We start from the raw sequence: 12,977 nt of genomic DNA on the forward strand, positions 1-12,977 counted from the left end.
CGGCCGTCTGATCCTGGAGTAGTATTCCCCATGTCCAGATTATTGCTCGGCCTCGACAGCACATAGTCAGCCCATCCGTGACCACGGCGACAAGCTCGTTAAGCGTTTGGAAACTGCGTCAACGATACGTGTGGTGGCGCCGGCCGTGACGACGGCATGGATGGGAATGCATCATGTCAACCGAGTGGAAGCGTCGCGTCAGACTGTTTATCCAGCGTTTCTGGCAGCCGACCAGTGCGTGCATGACCTGCATGCCGGGGAGCTGGGGCAATGTCATGAGCCTTACCCACTGGACTATCGCATTTCATACAGGTCTGCTGACTGGACTCCTCGCTGTACTTTTGACTTTCACCCCCGCGGCGAAACTCTACGCGAATCGATACGGCAATGCGCTGATCGTTGGCGTCCTGACAACGTTGGGCGACGCCTACTCTCACACGAGTCACTACCGTACCCCCTATGTCGAGCACATCGTGACGGGCGCAATTTCCGGTCTCTTGACCCTGGCGGCCTCATATCTCTTCGAAGATCGCGCGCGACGCCTTCGGACGGTATGGGCTCGGGTTTTCGGACAGCTTATCCGCTGACTTTCCGAACCTGCCGGGCCAAACGGAAAGGAGCATCCACGGCAATCCACCCGCCCGCCATCACCACCAGGACGCTCCCGACGGAGAAGCGCCCTTTTCACATCGCGGAATCAGTCGTCGATAGCCTCGACGCCACGCCAGACGAAGGCCCGACGCCACGAACGGTCGACTGGCGTCACCCGTCCCCGCTTCTGCGAGCGCCCCTCCGAATTGTCCATACAACCTTGCACGACAAGGCTCCCGCACACCCCGCCCAAAATCGACGCAGCAAGAAAATCCCTCCGTTCACCGCCATCAACTCTTATATAAGACATAAGACATTTGACGCCTCACCATATTGCGATTAGAATCCCGCTCAAAGCAGTGAAGCAGTGTCCGGAACCGCAGCCTCGGCGTGCCTGGAAAGCCCTTCCCCTGAAACGCAATCTCAGCAGGTCCCCCCATGCTTGAAAACTTTCGTGCTCACGTGGCCGCTCGCGCCGCGCTCGGTATTCCCCCCCTGCCGCTGACGGCCCAGCAAACCGCCGAACTGGTGGAACTGCTGGCGAACCCGCCCGCCGGCGAAGAGCAGACGCTGCTCGAGCTGATCACCTACCGCGTCCCCGCCGGTGTCGACGAAGCCGCTCGCGTGAAGGCCGGCTTCCTGGCCGCCGTCGCGAAGGGCGAGACGGCCTGCCCGCTGATCTCGCGCGAACGCGCGACCGAACTCCTCGGCACGATGCTGGGCGGTTACAACATCCAGCCGCTGATCGAGCTGCTGTCCGACGAAGCCGTCGCAGCGGTCGCGGCCGACGCGCTGAAGAAAACCCTGCTGATGTTCGACCAGTTCCATGACGTGAAGGAACTCGCCGACCAGGGCAACGCGCACGCGAAGGCCGTGCTGCAGAGCTGGGCCGACGCCGAATGGTTCACGAGCCGTCCGGAAGTGCCGGAAAGCCTGACCATCACCGTGTTCAAGGTGACGGGCGAAACCAACACCGACGACCTGTCGCCGGCACCGGACGCCACCACCCGCCCGGACATCCCGATGCACGCGCTGGCGATGCTGAAGAACGCGCGCCCGGGTATCACGCCGGAAGAAGACGGCAAGCGCGGCCCGGTCAAGTTCATCGAATCGCTGAAGGAAAAGGGGCACCTGGTCGCCTACGTCGGCGACGTGGTCGGCACCGGCTCCTCGCGCAAGTCGGCCACCAACTCGGTGCTGTGGTTCACCGGCGAAGACATCCCGTTCGTCCCGAACAAGCGCTTCGGCGGCGTGTGCCTCGGCGGCAAGATCGCCCCGATCTTCTACAACACGATGGAAGATGCCGGCGCGCTGCCGATCGAACTCGACGTGTCGCAGATGGAAATGGGCGACGTGGTCGAACTGCGCCCGTACGAAGGCAAGGCGCTGAAGGGCGGCAACGTGATCGCCGAATTCCAGGTCAAGTCCGACGTGCTGTTCGACGAAGTGCGCGCCGGCGGCCGCATTCCGCTGATCATCGGCCGCGGCCTGACCGCGAAGGCGCGTGAAGCGCTGGGCCTCGCACCGTCGACGCTGTTCCGCCTGCCGCACCAGCCGGCCGACAGCGGCAAGGGCTTCTCGCTCGCGCAGAAGATGGTCGGCCGCGCCTGCGGTCTGCCGGAAGGCCAGGGCGTGCGTCCGGGCACGTACTGCGAACCGAAGATGACCTCGGTCGGCTCGCAGGACACCACGGGCCCGATGACCCGCGACGAACTGAAGGATCTGGCGTGCCTCGGCTTCTCGTCCGACCTCGTGATGCAGTCGTTCTGCCACACCGCCGCTTATCCGAAGCCGGTCGACGTGAAGACGCACCAGACGCTGCCGAACTTCATCAGCACGCGTGGCGGCATCGCGCTGCGCCCGGGCGACGGCGTGATCCACTCGTGGCTGAACCGCATGCTGCTGCCCGACACCGTCGGCACCGGCGGCGATTCGCACACGCGCTTCCCGATCGGCATCAGCTTCCCGGCAGGCTCGGGCCTGGTCGCCTTCGCGGCCGCCACCGGCACGATGCCGCTGGACATGCCGGAATCGGTGCTGGTCCGCTTCAAGGGCAAGATGCAGCCGGGCGTCACGCTGCGTGACCTCGTCAACGCGATTCCGCTGTACGCGATCAAGCAAGGCATGCTGACGGTCGCCAAGCAAGGCAAGAAGAACATCTTCTCGGGCCGCATTCTCGAGATCGAAGGCCTGCCCGACCTGAAGGTCGAGCAAGCGTTCGAACTGTCGGATGCGTCCGCCGAGCGTTCGGCAGCCGGTTGCACGGTGCACCTGAACAAGGAACCGATCATCGAGTACCTGAACAGCAACGTCACGCTGCTGAAGTGGATGATCGCGCAGGGCTACCAGGATCCGCGCAGCCTGCAGCGCCGGATCGCGGCGATGGAGCAGTGGCTGGCCGACCCGCAACTGCTGTCGCCGGATGCCGACGCCGAATACGCGGCCGTCATCGAGATCGACCTGGCCGACATCCACGAGCCGATCGTTGCCTGCCCGAACGACCCGGACGACGTGAAGACGCTGTCGGACGTCGCCGGTGCGAAGATCGACGAAGTGTTCATCGGTTCGTGCATGACCAACATCGGTCATTTCCGGGCCGCGTCGAAGCTGCTGGAAGGCAAGCGCGACATTCCGGTCAAGCTGTGGGTCGCGCCGCCGACCAAGATGGACCAGAAGCAACTGACGGAAGAAGGTCATTACGGCGTGTTCGGCACGGCCGGCGCACGTACCGAAATGCCGGGCTGCTCGCTGTGCATGGGTAACCAGGCACAGGTGCGCGAAGGCGCGACGGTGATGTCGACGTCGACTCGCAACTTCCCGAACCGCCTGGGCAAGAACACGAACGTGTATCTCGGCTCGGCGGAACTGGCAGCGATCTGCTCGCGCCTGGGCAAGATCCCGACCAAGGACGAGTATATGGCCGACATGGGCGTGCTCACCGCCAACGGCGACAAGATCTACCAGTACATGAACTTCGACCAGATCGAAGACTTCAAGGAAGTCGCCGACACCGTGCAGAGCTAAGCATGCGGTCGCGCCGCGGCGGGCAATGCCGGTCGCGGCGACACGCAATGGCGCCGCAGGCTGAATGCCTGCGGCGCCATTTTTTTTGGTTCATCGCGGAAATGTGAGGAGTGCCGGGGGAGGAGCGTCGGCGTTCGGCCATAAACGGCCTTTCGACCACGCGCTCTCGCAGACATTCAAACGTCGGATCCGCAAAATAACGGCCGACGATCGTGTTCGTCGCACCCTCTGTCAAAGCGACAACTAGCCATGCCCCTTCGCTGCGCGGTCCTGCTGCGGCTGCCGAGCGCGAAGCTCCGACGGATCGAGGAAGAAGTTTCGGTTGCCGGCCATGCGCTCGATCATGAAGTCGATGAATGTCTTCACGCGCAGCGACTGCTCGGTTCGATGTCCGTAGTAAATATAGATCATGCCGTGCTCGGTGACGTGCCGCGTCAGCAACGGAACGAGGCGGCCGCTTCTGATATGCGTCGTTGCGTTGAAGCTGCCCAGCTGCCCGATGCCGAGGCCAGATAGCACCGCCTGCGTTTCCATTGCCGTGTCGTTCACGCAGATGGCAGCGGGCACATCGCGATAGACGAGCTCATCGCCGATCTGGAACTGCCACTGCGCGACCTTGCCCGTGTTTGCGCGCCGGTACCCGGTGCAGCGATGCAGAGCCAGTTCGTCGATGGTTCGCGGCGCGCCGTTGCGCTCGATGTATTCCGGCGATGCGCACACGATCAACTGAATCGGCACCAGCCGGCGGGCGATCGAGCCTCCCGCTGGCGGCGGTCCACCGCGAAATCCCACGTCGGAGCGGTCGGTCACGAGATCCGTGAACTGATCGTCGAATTGCACTTCGAGTTGCACGTTCGGATAGCGCTGCTGGAATTCCTCGAAGTACGGCCACAGGACCGGGAGCCCGAGCGCGCGCGGCGCGCTCACGCGCAGCATGCCACCCACTTCTTCCTTCGAGCGCCGGGCGTCGTCGAGCGCGGACGACAGAATCGCGAGCGCCGGCTTCACGCTGTCGAAAAGCCGTTGGCCTTCTTCCGTCAGGCTCAGCTTGCGGGTAGTCCGATGAAAGAGCCGCACGCCCAGTTCCTTTTCCAGTTGCATCACCGCATGGCTCGCGGCCTGCGGCGAGATGCCTTGGTCGACTGCCGCGCCGCGCAGGCTTCCGAGCGTCGCGGCGCGCACGAAAATGGTGATCGAACGAATTCCGTTCATTTCCGGGGCCTCGGATTCGCAAATAAAAGTTGATTATGACTCCAATAATAGACGGCTAGTTGGCGTCAATCGTCGCGCCTACGATGACATCACTTCATCACACACGTAGGAGAGACATCATGACTGACGTTCAACAAGGTGCTTTCAAGCGCGTATGGTTCATCACCGGCGCGTCGAGAGGTATCGGCGCATTGATTGCCGAAGCCGCGCTCGCGGACGGTAACGCGGTCGTGGCCGCCGGACGCAACGTCGCGGCCATCGCCGAGCGTCTTGGCGAGTCGTCCGGGTTACTGCCGGTTGAGCTGGACGTGACCAACGAGGCGCAGGCAAAGGCGGCCGTGCAGGCGGCGGTTGAGAAATTCGGCCGCATCGACGTGCTGGTCAACAACGCCGGCTTCGGCCTCCTGGGTGCGGTGGAAGAATCCGCCGACAAGGACGTGCGGCGCATGTACGACACGAACGTATTCGGCTTGCTGAACGTCACGCGTGCTGTGTTACCGACGATGCGCGCGAACCGCTCGGGCCACGTGATCAATATTTCATCGATTGGCGGCTATCGGGCCGCAGCGGGCTTCGGCGTGTACTCGTCGACGAAATTCGCCGTCGAGGGCATTACGGAAGCGTTGCATGCGGAGTTGAGACCGCTAGGCATTCACGCGACAGTTGTCGAGCCGGGGTATTTTCGTACCGACTTTCTGGACGCGTCCTCGCTGGTCGTTGCACCAGACGTGATCGACGACTACGACGAAACCTCGGGCGCGGTTCGCCGCAAGGCCGCGCAGATCAATCACAACCAGCCTGGCGACCCGGCGAAGCTCGCGACCGCGATGATCACGCTGGTGGACGCACCGAACCCACCGCTGCGCCTTCCGCTTGGCACGGACACACTGGCTGCCATCGCTGCGAAAAACGCTTATGTGACACAGGAAACGGAAGCGTGGAAAGCGCTGTCGGCATCGACCGACTTTGCTGCCTGAGTGAGTGAAGCGGCGGCTCGACATCGATTGAGCCGCTGTCCGCGTGATCGGCCGTTGTAAACCGGAAGTCGTCGGTTGGTAGGGGTGCCCGACGTCTGCCATTGTGAGCACTTAGCCAGTCGCGCAACGATCGTTCAGCAGAAGTACCTTGTAAAGGAGAGTTGAAATGTCAACGCAACAACAGCAAAATCGTCCGCCGCTTCCGCCGTTCACGCTGGAAACGGCCAAAGAAAAGGTACGACTGGCGGAAGACGGCTGGAACACTCGCGATGCGGTAAAGGTCGCGCTCGCCTATTCACTCGATACGAAATGGCGTAACCGCACGGAGTTCGCGAACAGTCGGGAAGAGGCGCAGGCGTTTCTTGAGCGCAAGTGGCGCAAGGAACTCGACTACCGTCTGATCAAGGAGCTGTGGGCGTTCGATGGCAACCGGATTGCGGTGCGCTACGCGTACGAGTGGCGCGACGACTCGGGCAACTGGTTCCGTTCGTATGGCAACGAGAACTGGGAATTCGGCGCAGACGGACTGATGCAACGTCGCTTCGCGTGTATCAACGATATGCCGATCAAGGAATCGGAGCGCAAGTTTCACTGGCCCCTCGGCCGTCGTCCCGACAATCATCCGGGGTTGAGCGACTTGGGTCTTTGAGCGCCAACATGGCAGCGGCACGTATCGTGTCGTCGCCATGCGGCAATGTGGCGAGGGCGAATCAGGCCGCAAGCACCGAAATCGAAGCAGCAGACCAAGGGTGATCGGGCCTGCTATGACGCGAAGCGCAGGCCTTTCTGCCAGAAAATGGGACCGGAGGCACCGGCGACCTACGTCATGATGAATGAGCAGTGAAGTCAGTGTGGCCTGTTTCCAGCTTGAGCCAATTTGCTGGCCGGTCCGGAGCATGGTGCCGCGCCTGCACTGGCAGTATTTTTTTTGCGGCCCGAGCATGTCATCGGTCCGTCACCGGCCATGAACGGCCGGTCGACACCGTCGCGTAGATCATCGACAATCAACGCACTCGCGAACCGAGATTCGCTCCGCATCCGTCTAGGGCGCAACATGCGAAATGACCTAAACCGCGCAGCTTACTGGATTGCGTTCACCCTCGAACGCTGCCAGTTTCCGAATCGCGAGGCGCTCGCAGCGCAATTCGCGAATGCTGAAATCGGCGAGCTTTGTCAATGCGGGTGCAACAGTTTCGCGCTATCAATGGCTGCGCCCGGTGGCGTGCCGAGAATATCTACGAGCGGACACGGTTACGGTCTGGTGTTTGAAGCTCACTTTCGGGACCTTAGCGAACCCGACGAGTCACGATCGCTTGAAATTCTATTGTTCGCCGATGATTCGGGTCATTTGAGCTACGTTGAGATCGACTACTGCGGAAACGGACTACCAATCCCCGAGCGCATGAACCTCGAGTCGGCTCCCTATCACCTTTTCCAAGGTGACACTCTGATCCGCGCATAGATCACGGGTTTGTCCATTCAACGTACGTTCGTCGCGGCATGCCGACACACCGATGATGTCCGCTCTGGAGAGCGTCGAGCGGCTGGAGCGGGTCGGCAAGCGACGCCCACGGAAATCCACGAAGAACCATTTTTTGCATGTCTCCGGCGTCGCGCAACGATCCGGCTCACGCGTCAGGCCGTCGCCCGCGGCCAGTCGAGCAGATGCGACGGCGCGCTGCCGTCCTTCACCCGCTCCGGCGTCAGCAGACCATACTGCGAGCCGCCCTCGACGAACCCCATCGGCGCGACCAGCACCCCGCTGTCGAGATCGTCGCGAACGAGATGCCACGGGCCGATCGCGCGGCACTGCGCACCGGTTTCCTGACCAACGCATTGAATCCGAAAACCACCGTGTTCATCGTCAGCCTGTTCATCGCACTCGCGCATGCGGGCTGGTTCAGTCTGGTGGCCGTCTGCTTCTCCGCCCAGGCCGTCCGAGACCGCCTGTTGTCGTTACGTCACTGGATCGATCGCACCTTCGGAATCTTGCTCGTCGGCTTCGGGGTGATGCTGGCCATCGCGCGCGGCAGCCGCTGAGCGGCGAGCGGCCGACCCAACGTCAATCCGGCAACAGCGCCCCGCTCACCCGCCCCGGTATCGCCTCGCGGCCTGCAATCATGGCGATGCGCTGCCCGGCCAGCACGAAGGACACCTGCGTCCTCGCCACCAGCATCCCCGATGTGCGCGAGCGCACCGCCACGCGATGCTGCGCGCCGTCCGCCGCTGCATCGACGATTTCCGCGATCACCGCATCGGCGTCGACGTGCTCGCCCACGGGCGCCTTCCAGCATACGATACCGGTACGATCGGCCTTCACGTGATCGACCGCCTCCAGCGCGGCCACGGTCGGCGCGGCATGCGCAAGCGTCGCACTGCGATCGGCGACGATCGCCTCGGTTCGCAGGAATTCGATCAACCCGTCCGCATCGCCGCGGGCGAGCGCGTCGGATACGTCGCGCTGCCCGCGCAGTTCGACGACCGCCGAAAAACCCGGCCCCGCTTCGTCGCCGCGCCAACCCGGCACGCCGCGCGTGCGCAATTGCGCCCACGCACCGTGAAACGCCTGGTCGAACGTGCCGCCACCCGCATGTTCCTCGAGCAGCAGTATCGGCGCTTCCAGGCAGCGCGCCAACGCCGTCGCGCGCGCCGCGTGCGCCCAGTTGCCGTACACGTGCATCACCGCCGTCTTGTCGCAATGCAGGTCGAGCGCGATGTCATGCGCGAATGCGCGATGCAGCAGCATCGCCTTCAGATAGTCGACCGGATCAGTGGCGTCAGCCGGCGGCGCCGATAACGCCGTCAGCCATGCCTTCGCGTTCCGCACGCTGCGCGGCGCGTCGCCCGCCGCGATCTGCCGCGCGACCGCGGCGCGCAAGTCCGGAAAGCGCCGATCGAAATTGCCGCTGCCCGCACAATCGAAACGCCCGGTCAGCGCGCCGCCGATGCACTGCTGCATGCCGATCGGATTGGCCCACGTCATGACGGCCACGCGCCCGCCCAGCATGCCGGTACGCTCGAGCGCGGCGAGCCGTTCAAGCAGATGCTGGACGACCAGCAGCCCCGGCACCTCCCCGGCGTGCAGCGCGGCCTGAACGTAGAGCGAGCGCGCGGCGCCCGCGGGGCCGAACGTGTATTCACGCAACGCGACGCGCATGCCCGGCATCATTCCTGGCAGCGGGATTTCCAGCTGTTCCATCCTGCACTCCTGTCGTCGGATCGATACGATATGTGTGGCCGATCTCAGAAATCGAGCAGCAGGTTCCCGGGATCCCGCTCCGCCAGCACCGCGTCGCCGGCGATCAGTGCGGCCCGCTGCCCGGGCCGCACCAGCTTCTGCAGTTGCCGCACGACCATCACACCGTCGATCGGGCTGACCACCGGCATGCGCGCGTTGATCCCGTCGCCGTCGAGACGCACGACTTCCGCGAACGTCTCGCCCGCAGCGATGCGCTCACCCGGTGCGCGCCGATAGGCGATCACGCCCGCACACGGACACCGCACATGGACGGCACCCTGCAGCGGCAACACGGCAGGCACGACGTCCGGCCCCTCTGCGCCCTCACCGGCTTCCGGCAGCGACAGGATGCCTTCGGCATGCGCGAAGCGCAGCAGGTTGCGCGCGTCGCGTCGCGCCAGCGCATCGTCGACGTCGGTCTGGCCGCGCAGCTCGATCGTCGCCGAGAAGCCGCCCTGCGCTTCGTCGAAGATGCCGGCCTGTTGCAGCGCGCCCCACGCGCTCGAATGCGTCTGGTCGAACGCACCGCCGCCGGTGCCGTGCGGCTCCAGCATGACCACTGGCGCGCCGATCATCCGTGCGACCGTCTCGGCCCGCGTGCGCTGCAACGTCGATGCGTAGACGTGCGCAATCGCGTCGGTGTCGCAATGCAGGTCGAGAACGATGTCGTGATCGACGGCCAGTCTCGCCAATGCGAGCTTCATCGCGGCCGCCGGCGTCAGTTCGCTGCGCGCGCCGAGCAGCTCGCGGAACAACCGCTTCCAGTCCTGCCGCGTCATGTCGCGTGCCGCCGGCGCGTCGAGACGCTGCGCGACCGCGCGGTCCAGCAACGGGAAATTCCGATTGAAGTTCTCGCCGTTCTCGAAATCGAAGCGCCCGACGACCGGCCCGAACAGGCGCTGCGACAGCCCGATCGGGTTCGCATACGGCACGACCGTGACGGCCCCGGCGATGCGTCCCGCGCGATCGAGCGCGTGCAATGCGTCGAGCAGGTGCTGGAGCACGAGCAGCCCCGGATGTTCGTCCGCGTGCAGCCCGGCCTGCAGATACAAGTTGCGCCCGGCGTCGGGATTGCCGAAACGGTGTGCGCTCAGATGAAGCGCGACACCGGGTGCCGGCGACGGCAAAGGCAGTTCGATACGTTGATAGGTCACCTGCTGTCTCCTCGAACGGATTCCGGTGCGCAGTCACGAGAGGGCCGAACGCGCGCCTCGCGGCTCGCCTCCGACGGGCTTGATGCGCGTCGATGCCCTCGGCACACCGTCCAAACATGTAGATTTTTAGTCTACTATGGACAATCCGTTTATGAAAGAAGATACTTGGCGGCACCGTCCGTCATGGACGACCTGTCCCGTTTTACGGTGCGCCGCGGCAGATTTCACGGCCCCGGCCGGCCACGGGCGACGGGCGACGGTCCTCCTTTCATCCTTATCGGAGTTCGCATGAATCTCAAGCATCTGGTCGTCGCGGTCGCGTTGTCCACGGGCCTGCCCGGACTCGCGTGCGCGGATAACGCCGCAACGCTCAGGATCGGCATCGAAGCCGCCTATCCGCCGTTCGAGAGCAAGACGGCGTCCGGTCAGTTGCAGGGTTTCGACATCGACATCGGCAACGCGATCTGCGCGAAGATGAAGGTTCGCTGCGTGTGGGTCGAGAACGTCTACGACGGCCTGCTGCCGGCGCTGCACGCACGCAAGTTCGACATGGTCAACTCGGCGATGAACATCACGCAAAAGCGCAAGCAGATCGTCGCCTTCACGCCGCCGGTCTATGCGGTGCCGATGGTGTTCGTCGCGCGCAAGGATTCCGGGTTGCTACCCGATCCGGCGCGCCTGAAAGGCAAGCATATCGGCGTGTTGCAGGCGTCCGCGCAGGAGGATTTCCTGAAACGCAACTGGGCGCCGCGCGGCGTCACGATCACGTCGTATGCGGACCAGAATCTCGTCTATGCGGATCTCGCGTCCGGCCGCCTCGACGCCGCCGTGCAGGAATCGCAGACGGCGCAGGAAGGCTTCCTCGACAAGCCCGAAGGCCGCGGATTCGCGATCCTCGGCGAGCCGATCCGCGATCCCGCGACGCTCGGCGAAGGCGTCGGGATGGCATTCCGCAAACAGGACATCGAGTTGCGCGGCAAGGTCGCCGCGGCGCTCGATGCACTGAAGAAGGACGGCACGCTGAGCCGCCTGTCCGTCCAGTATTTCAAGCGCGACATCATCGTCAGGTAGCGCGCGCCGCCACCGGGCCTGCCCGTTTCAATCCCCATGCGGCGCGGACGTGCCGCACCCAACCCGACAAAGGAACGAACATGAAGATCAAGGAATTCGGCGTCGAACGCTGGATGGACCTGTACGAAAACCGTTGTACGTACAACCTCGCGGAAACGTGCGTCGAATCGCTGACGGTCGACCAGTTGCTGACCATGACCGGCAAGCAGGACACGCTGCTCGACGAGCTGCGTCCGATGAAGCTGACGTACGGCGCGATCGAAGGCACGCAGCGTCTGCGCGAAGTGATCGCGTCGACGTACGCGCGCCAGTCGGCATCGAACGTGATCGTCACGCACGGCGCGATCGGCGGCAATGCGCTGATCTATGAAACGCTGGTCGAACCGGGCGATACGGTCGTGTCGGTGTTGCCGACCTACCAGCAGCACTACTCGATTCCGGAAAGCTACGGCGCGAACGTGAAGGTGCTGAAGCTGCGCGAGGAAAACGCCTTTCTGCCGGATCTCGAAGAACTCGCGTCCCTCGTCGACGACAAGACGCGCCTGATCGCGATCAACAACCCGAACAACCCGACCGGCTCGCTGATGGACGAAGCGATGCTCGGCAAGATCGTCGAGATCGCGAAACGGTGCGGCGCATACGTGCTGTGCGACGAGGTCTATCGCGGCACCGACCAGGTCGGCAGCGGCTACAGCGCATCGATCGCCGATCTGTACGAGCGCGGGATCAGCACGGCCAGCATGTCGAAGACATACTCGCTCGCCGGGCTGCGCCTCGGCTGGATCGCGGGCCCCGTCGAGTTGATCCATGCGGTGAGCGTCCATCGCGACTACAACACGATCAGCGTCGGGATGATCGACGACTATCTCGCGACGCTCGCGCTCGAACACCGCGACGTGATCATGCAGCGCAATCACGATATCGTGCGCACCAACCTGGCCATTCTCGATGCCTGGGTCCAACGCGAGCCGGCGATTTCGTGGGTCAAGCCGAAGTCCGGCACGACGGCGCTGCTCAAGTATGCGTTCGACATGCCGTCGCGCGCGTTCTGCACGGAGCTGATCGAAGCGACTGGCGTGATGTTCACGCCGGGCAGCGCGCTCGACATGGAAGGCTACGTCCGGATCGGCTACGCGAATAACCGGACCGTGCTCGAGCAGGGGCTTGCGCGCGTGTCGGCGTTTCTGCGCGCGAAGGCCGGCTGACCCGGGCCTTGCGACGTTCGGGCCAGCAATGCGGCCCGGACATCTGCGCAAACAGGCCGGCACGCCGTGCGTGCCGGCCTTCGTTTCACCGCAGGCACGACGCCGCCAGCTTCCCGACCGCGATCACCGCCTGCTCGATCTCCGGCGACCACGGGCTGCTGTAGTTCAGCCGGATGAAGTTGCGGTAGTTGTCCGTGATCGAGAACATGTAGCCCGGCCCGATCGTGATGCCCTGCTCCAGCGCGAGCTGATACAGGCGCATCGCATCGACCTGGGCCGGCAACTCGACCCACAGCACGTAGCCGCCCGCCGGGCTCGAGATGCGCGTGCCTTCCGGGAAGAACCGCGACACCATCGCGCGCATCAGGTTTGCCTGCTGCGCATACGCCTTGCGCAGGCGCCGCAGATGATGCTCGTAGCCGTCGCGTTCGAGAAACTCGGCGATCGCGAGCTGCGGCAGCGACGGCGTCGCGAGCGTGTTCAGGAACTTCAGCTTCTCGACCTG

At 64.0% G+C, this 12,977-nt stretch carries 11 protein-coding genes; 7 read left to right on the forward strand and 4 right to left on the reverse strand.

Annotation, left to right across the window (positions count from 1 at the left end; translation table 11 throughout):
* Positions 1-173 precede the first annotated feature (173 nt).
* Together ACTJKF_RS12025 and acnB are read left to right on the forward strand one after the other, a co-directional pair.
* Positions 174-587, forward strand: coding sequence for a hypothetical protein (locus ACTJKF_RS12025; RefSeq protein WP_440623756.1), 414 nt, complete (start codon positions 174-176; stop codon positions 585-587).
* A 442-nt stretch (positions 588-1,029) separates the two neighbouring features.
* Positions 1,030-3,615, forward strand: a complete 2,586-nt coding sequence (acnB, locus tag ACTJKF_RS12030) for a bifunctional aconitate hydratase 2/2-methylisocitrate dehydratase (protein ID WP_440623757.1) — start codon at positions 1,030-1,032, stop codon at positions 3,613-3,615.
* A gap of 243 nt (positions 3,616-3,858) precedes the next feature.
* On the opposite strand, the gene ACTJKF_RS12035 is transcribed toward acnB, so the two are convergent.
* Positions 3,859-4,827 (reverse strand): LysR family transcriptional regulator, encoded by a 969-nt coding sequence (locus ACTJKF_RS12035; RefSeq protein WP_440623758.1) that lies wholly within the window; start codon positions 4,825-4,827, stop codon positions 3,859-3,861.
* A 119-nt stretch (positions 4,828-4,946) separates the two neighbouring features.
* On the opposite strand from ACTJKF_RS12035, the gene ACTJKF_RS12040 reads away from it, so the two are divergent.
* The 3 genes from ACTJKF_RS12040 to ACTJKF_RS12050 all read left to right on the forward strand — a co-directional run bounded on the left by ACTJKF_RS12040 (position 4,947) and on the right by ACTJKF_RS12050 (position 7,844).
* Positions 4,947-5,804: an oxidoreductase gene (locus ACTJKF_RS12040; protein WP_440623759.1), complete on the forward strand. Its 858-nt coding sequence runs from the start codon at positions 4,947-4,949 to the stop codon at positions 5,802-5,804.
* 166 nt (positions 5,805-5,970) lie between these two features.
* Positions 5,971-6,453 (forward strand): nuclear transport factor 2 family protein, encoded by a 483-nt coding sequence (locus ACTJKF_RS12045; protein ID WP_440623760.1) that lies wholly within the window; start codon positions 5,971-5,973, stop codon positions 6,451-6,453.
* Positions 6,454-7,403: 950 nt separating this feature from the next.
* Positions 7,404-7,844 carry a LysE family translocator gene (locus ACTJKF_RS12050; RefSeq protein ID WP_440623761.1) on the forward strand — a complete coding sequence of 147 codons (441 nt, stop codon included), beginning with the start codon at positions 7,404-7,406 and terminating at the stop codon, positions 7,842-7,844.
* Between the two features lie 22 nt (positions 7,845-7,866).
* Here the strand turns inward: ACTJKF_RS12050 and ACTJKF_RS12055 are convergent, their stop codons facing one another.
* Both ACTJKF_RS12055 and ACTJKF_RS12060 read right to left on the reverse strand, forming a co-directional pair.
* The gene (locus ACTJKF_RS12055; protein ID WP_440623762.1) at positions 7,867-9,003 is read right to left on the reverse strand and encodes a succinylglutamate desuccinylase/aspartoacylase family protein; all 1,137 of its coding nucleotides are present in this window, start codon (positions 9,001-9,003) and stop codon (positions 7,867-7,869) included.
* 44 nt (positions 9,004-9,047) lie between these two features.
* Positions 9,048-10,196 carry a succinylglutamate desuccinylase/aspartoacylase family protein gene (locus ACTJKF_RS12060; RefSeq protein ID WP_440623763.1) on the reverse strand — a complete coding sequence of 383 codons (1,149 nt, stop codon included), beginning with the start codon at positions 10,194-10,196 and terminating at the stop codon, positions 9,048-9,050.
* A 288-nt stretch (positions 10,197-10,484) separates the two neighbouring features.
* Here ACTJKF_RS12060 and ACTJKF_RS12065 point away from each other — a divergent pair, with 288 nt between their 5' ends.
* Both ACTJKF_RS12065 and ACTJKF_RS12070 read left to right on the forward strand, forming a co-directional pair.
* Positions 10,485-11,267, forward strand: a complete 783-nt coding sequence (locus ACTJKF_RS12065) for an ABC transporter substrate-binding protein (RefSeq protein WP_440623764.1) — start codon at positions 10,485-10,487, stop codon at positions 11,265-11,267.
* An 80-nt stretch (positions 11,268-11,347) separates the two neighbouring features.
* On the forward strand, positions 11,348-12,472 hold the full coding sequence (locus ACTJKF_RS12070) for an aminotransferase (RefSeq protein WP_440623765.1): 1,125 nt from the start codon (positions 11,348-11,350) through the stop codon (positions 12,470-12,472).
* Between the two features lie 85 nt (positions 12,473-12,557).
* Here the strand turns inward: ACTJKF_RS12070 and ACTJKF_RS12075 are convergent.
* The coding region (locus ACTJKF_RS12075) for an aminotransferase class I/II-fold pyridoxal phosphate-dependent enzyme (RefSeq protein WP_440623766.1) at positions 12,558-12,977 on the reverse strand (420 nt) is incomplete at its 5' end.

It is taken from the genome of Burkholderia sp. 22313, from assembly GCF_052045245.1.
Lineage (GTDB): Bacteria > Pseudomonadota > Gammaproteobacteria > Burkholderiales > Burkholderiaceae > Burkholderia.

What these genes read in the sequence shown, in the direction of transcription:
- ACTJKF_RS12025 (WP_440623756.1), top strand. Translation starts at nt 174, where the DNA reads ATGTCAACCGAGTGGAAGCGTCGCGTCAGACTGTTTATCCAGCGTTTC.
- acnB (WP_440623757.1), top strand. Translation starts at nt 1,030, where the DNA reads ATGCTTGAAAACTTTCGTGCTCACGTGGCCGCTCGCGCCGCGCTCGGT.
- ACTJKF_RS12035 (WP_440623758.1), bottom strand. Translation starts at nt 4,827, where the DNA reads ATGAACGGAATTCGTTCGATCACCATTTTCGTGCGCGCCGCGACGCTC.
- ACTJKF_RS12040 (WP_440623759.1), top strand. Translation starts at nt 4,947, where the DNA reads ATGACTGACGTTCAACAAGGTGCTTTCAAGCGCGTATGGTTCATCACC.
- ACTJKF_RS12045 (WP_440623760.1), top strand. Translation starts at nt 5,971, where the DNA reads ATGTCAACGCAACAACAGCAAAATCGTCCGCCGCTTCCGCCGTTCACG.
- ACTJKF_RS12050 (WP_440623761.1), top strand. Translation starts at nt 7,404, where the DNA reads ATGTCTCCGGCGTCGCGCAACGATCCGGCTCACGCGTCAGGCCGTCGC.
- ACTJKF_RS12055 (WP_440623762.1), bottom strand. Translation starts at nt 9,003, where the DNA reads ATGGAACAGCTGGAAATCCCGCTGCCAGGAATGATGCCGGGCATGCGC.
- ACTJKF_RS12065 (WP_440623764.1), top strand. Translation starts at nt 10,485, where the DNA reads ATGAATCTCAAGCATCTGGTCGTCGCGGTCGCGTTGTCCACGGGCCTG.
- ACTJKF_RS12070 (WP_440623765.1), top strand. Translation starts at nt 11,348, where the DNA reads ATGAAGATCAAGGAATTCGGCGTCGAACGCTGGATGGACCTGTACGAA.